The 3,108-nt window shown below is 75.2% G+C and carries 3 protein-coding genes; all 3 read left to right on the forward strand.

Annotation, left to right across the window (positions count from 1 at the left end):
- Positions 1–1,365, forward strand: a 1,365-nt coding sequence (locus OZN99_RS28435; protein WP_270938586.1) for an AMP-binding protein, incomplete at its 5' end; no start/stop codon positions are given.
- A 96-nt stretch (positions 1,366–1,461) separates the two neighbouring features.
- Complete coding sequence (locus OZN99_RS28440; RefSeq protein WP_270938587.1) at positions 1,462–2,856, forward strand: MFS transporter; 1,395 nt, start codon at positions 1,462–1,464, stop codon at positions 2,854–2,856.
- A gap of 61 nt (positions 2,857–2,917) precedes the next feature.
- Positions 2,918–3,108 (forward strand): hypothetical protein (locus OZN99_RS28445; RefSeq protein WP_270938588.1); only part of this gene is annotated, 191 nt, incomplete at its 3' end.

The following is a 3,108-nucleotide window of genomic DNA, read 5'->3' on the forward strand; positions in this document are numbered from 1 at the left end:
CAGGGCATCGGTCCGGGCGACCGCGTCGCGCTGTTCCTGCCGAACCGCCCGGGGATGCTGCTGCTGCTGCTGGCGCTCGCGCGGCGTGGGGCCTGCGCGGTGCTGCTGAACACGCGCTTCCGTGCGGCGGAGCTCGGCGCGCTGCTGGCCCGCGCGAAGCCCTGCGCCATCGCCGTGGCGCGCGACTTCGCGCCGGTGGATGCGGCGGCCGTGCTGGCGGATGTGCCGGGCGAGGCGCGCGCCTCACTGCGTGTCGCCATCGGCGTGGATGCGCTGGCCGAGGGCGGGATTGCCGGCCTGCCGGTGCTGCCGCTCGACGCGCTGGATACCGGCGCCGAGGCGCCGGATGCCGCGGCGCCGGAGGCCGATTGCCTGACCTTCACCACCTCCGGCACCACGGCCGGGCCGAAGCTGGTGCTGCACCGGCAGCGCAGCATCGCGGCGCATGCGGCCGCCGTTGCGGCGCGGATCGGCACGGATGCGCCCGGCGCGGCCTTCCTGGCCGCCGTGCCGCTCTGCGGCACCTTCGGCCTGGCGGCGGCGATGGCGGCGCTGGCCGGCGGCGCCGCGATCCATCCGATGGAGCGCTTCGACGCGGCGGAGGCCGATGCGCTGATCCGCCGCGTAGGCGTGACGCACCTGGTCGGCGGCGACGACCTGCTGCTGATGCTGGCCGAGGCCGCGGGCGGCTGGCCCTACGCGCCCTTCGCCTTCACCGGCTTCGCGAACTTCCACGGGCAGGCCGAGCGCGTGATGGAGGTGTCGGCGCGGCTGAACCTGGCGGTGCGCGGCGTCTATGGCAGCTCGGAGGCGCAGGCGCTGTTCGCGCTGCAGGATCCGGCGGGGCCGCATGCCGCGGTGGGCGGCGGCGTGCCGGCGAGCGACGCGGCCTGCTTCGCGGTGGCGGAGGATGGGGAGCTGCTGCTGCGCGGGCCGTCGCTGTTCGACAGCTATCTTGGCGATGCGGCGGCGACGGCGCGGGCACGCACGCCGGAGGGCTGGTTCCGCAGCGGTGACCTGGCCGTGCCGCATCCGGACGGGCGCGGCTTCGACTTCCGGACGCGCGCGGGCGATGCGCTGCGGCTCGGCGGCTTCCTGGTCGCGCCGGAGGAGATCGAGGGATTCCTGCTGGACCAGCCCGGCGTGACCGCGGCGCAGGTGGTGGCGCATGAGGGCCGCGCGGTGGCCTTCGTGATCCCCGGCGCCGGCTATGACCAGGCCGCGACCATGGCCGCCTGCGCGGCGCGCCTGGCGCGCTTCAAGGTGCCGGCGCGGATCGTCGCGCTGGACGCCTTCCCGATGACGGACGGCCCGAACGGGCGGAAGGTGCAGCGGGCGAAGCTGCGCGAGATGGCCGGTGGCTGAGGCGGGACGCGCGGCGGTGCGGCGGCTGCGTGCAGCCCCGGCGCTCTCGGTCGCGCCCCCACCCCGACCCTCCCCCGCATCGCGGGGGAGGGAGGGATGAGCCCCGCCAGGGATCCGCGCGCCGTCGCGGCGATCGTTGCCAGCGCGCTGTTCATGCAGAACCTGGACGCCAGCGTGGTGGCCACCGCGCTGCCGGCCATGGCGCGCGACCTGGCGGTGGACCCGGTGCATCTCTCGGTCGCCATCACGTCGTACCTGGTGGCGCTGTGCGTCTTCATCCCGGTCTCCGGCTGGGTGGCGGACCGCTACGGCGCGCGGCGCGTCTTCATGCTGGCCATCGTGGTGTTCACCGCGGCCTCGGCGCTGGTCGGGCTGTCGCAGGGGCTGGCCAGCCTGGTGGCGGCGCGCATCGTGCAGGGGCTGGGCGGCGCGATGATGGTGCCGGTCGGCCGCCTGCTGCTGCTGCGCCGCGTGCGCAAGGACGAGCTGGTGGTGGCGATGACCTGGCTGACCATGCCGGCGCTGCTCGGGCCGGTCTTCGGGCCGCCGGTGGGCGGGCTGCTGACCGATGCCGTCTCCTGGCGCGCGGTGTTCTGGCTCAACGTGCCGGTCGGGCTGCTCGGCCTGGTGCTGGTCTGGCTGTTCATCCCCGATGTGGAGCCGCAGGATCCCGGCCCGCTGGATGCGCGCGGGCTGACCTTGTGGGGGCTGGCGCTGGCGCTGCTGATGGCAGGGCTGGAGACGGTGGGGCGGCCGATCGCGCCTGGCTGGTTCGCGCCCGCCATGCTGGTGCTGGGCACGCTCTGCGCGGTCATGGCGGTGCGGCATTCCCGGCGCGCCCTGCGCCCGGCGGTGGACCTGTCGCTGCTGCGGCTGCCGAGCTTCGGCGTCTCCATGGGCTCGGGCAGCGTGTTCCGCATCGGCGCCTCCACCGTGCCCTTCCTGCTGCCGTTGAAGCTGCAGATCGTCTTCGGCCTCTCGGCCAGCGCCAGCGGGCTGGTCACCTTCGCCACCTCGCTCGGCGCCTTCGCGATGAAGCCGCTGGTGCGGCCCGCGCTGAAGCGGTGGGGCTTCCGCCGCGTGCTGATCGTCAACGGCGCGCTGGCGGCGTTCGGCGTGGCGATCTGCGCCGCCTTCACCCCGGCCTGGCCGCTGGCGGCCATCTTCCTGGTCCTGGCGCTGGGAGGGCTGACGCGGGCGCTGCAGTTCACCTCGCTGGCGACGCTGTCCTATGCCGACGTGCCGCAGGAGAAGCTGGGGCCGGCCACCGCCATGTCCGGCACGGCGCAGCAGCTGGGCCAGGCGCTGGGCGTGGTGCTTGGCTCGCTCAGCCTGGAATCGGCGCTGTGGGTCACCGGCGGGGCGACGCCGGGCGCGCGGGAATTCGCCATCGCCTTCCTGGTCGCCGGGGCGGTGGTGCTGGCCTCCATCCCCTCCGCGGTGCGGCTGCCGCGCGACATCGGGTCCGGCGTGTCGGGGCATCGCGGCTAACAGCGCTTTCATGCACCGGCCGCGCGCGCGTGCCATGCTCCGTCCCGTGAGGGAGATCGCCATGCTGCGCCGGATCCTGACGCTGCTCGTCCTGCTGCTGTGCCTTGGCCAGGGCCCCGTCGGGGCCTTCGAGATCCCGGGCCTCGACAGCGACGCCGCGGCCTACCAGGCGGAGCTGACGCGGCGGATGCCGGCCGGCGGCACGCCGCAGCAGCGCGCCCAGGCCGAGAGCCGCGCGCGCGCCGCGCAGCA

Origin of the sequence: Falsiroseomonas oryzae, assembly GCF_027856955.1 — a bacterium.
Classification (GTDB): Bacteria; Pseudomonadota; Alphaproteobacteria; order Acetobacterales; family Acetobacteraceae; genus Falsiroseomonas; species Falsiroseomonas oryzae.

Excerpts from the sequence above, each read along its gene's own strand:
- OZN99_RS28440 (WP_270938587.1), top strand. The coding sequence starts at position 1,462 with ATGAGCCCCGCCAGGGATCCGCGCGCCGTCGCGGCGATCGTTGCCAGC.